The organism is Streptomyces sp. NPDC006624 (assembly GCF_040611555.1).
Classification (GTDB): domain Bacteria; phylum Actinomycetota; class Actinomycetes; order Streptomycetales; family Streptomycetaceae; genus Streptomyces.
In genome coordinates, this window is record NZ_JBEXOM010000092.1 from 1 (window position 1) to 1,132 (window position 1,132).

Annotated in this window: 1 rRNA gene; it reads right to left on the bottom strand. The window is 51.5% G+C overall.

What is annotated here, in order from left to right:
• Positions 1-923 (bottom strand): 23S ribosomal RNA (locus tag ABZY20_RS37380); the annotation flags it as partial.
• Positions 924-1,132: the final 209 nt, after the last annotated feature.

A 1,132-nucleotide genomic window follows, 5' to 3' on the forward strand; every position in this document is an offset into this window, starting at 1 on the left:
GGGCGGATCTTCGAGGACACCACCGTCCTCGGTCTGGAAGAGGGCGAGCCGTGCCGGCTGTCGACCACGACCGGGGCGACGGTCCGGGCCCGTGATAAATAGCTTTCGGGGAGAACCAGCTATCTCCCGGTTTGATTGGCCTTTCACCCCCAGCCACAAGTCATCCGCTAATTTTTCAACATTAGTCGGTTCGGTCCTCCAGTTAGTGTTACCCAACCTTCAACCTGCCCATGGCTAGATCACCGGGTTTCGGGTCTATACCCTGCAACTTAACGCCCAGTTAAGACTCGGTTTCCCTTCGGCTCCCCTATACGGTTAACCTTGCTACAGAATATAAGTCGCTGACCCATTATACAAAAGGTACGCAGTCACACCACGAAGGTGCTCCCACTGCTTGTACGTACACGGTTTCAGGTTCTTTTTCACTCCCCTCGCCGGGGTTCTTTTCGCCTTTCCCTCACGGTACTGGTTCACTATCGGTCAGTCAGGAGTATTTAGCCTTGGAGGATGGTCCCCCCATATTCAGACAGGATACCACGTGTCCCGCCCTACTCTTCGAGTTCACAGCCTGTGTGCTTTCGTGTACGGGACTGTCACCCTGTACCGTGCGACTTTCCAGACGCTTCCACTAACACACAAGCTGATTCAGACTCTGGGCTGCTCCCCGTTCGCTCGCCGCTACTGGGGGAATCTCGGTTGATTTCTTTTCCTCGGGGTACTTAGATGTTTCAGTTCCCCCGGTTCGCCTCGTTTGACTATGTATTCATCAAACGATAGTGCAACGAATTGCACTGGGTTTCCCCATTCGGATATCGTCGGTTATAACGGTTCATATCACCTTACCGACGCTTTTCGCAGATTAGCACGTCCTTCATCGCCTCTGATTGCCTAGGCATCCACCGTGTACGCTTAGTCGCTTAACCTCACAACCCGAAGATGTTTCTTTCGATACACCATCGACTTGCGAAAATTTGAGAGACTCGAACACACCATTAAAGATGTGTCGTTTCAATTTTCAGCTTGATCCAGATTTTTAAAGAGCAAAACTTCGCAGTGCACCTTTTCAGGTTCACTCTGAAGTTTTCTTGGGTTCGCAGTAAAAGATGGTGGAGCTATGCGGGATCGAACCGCA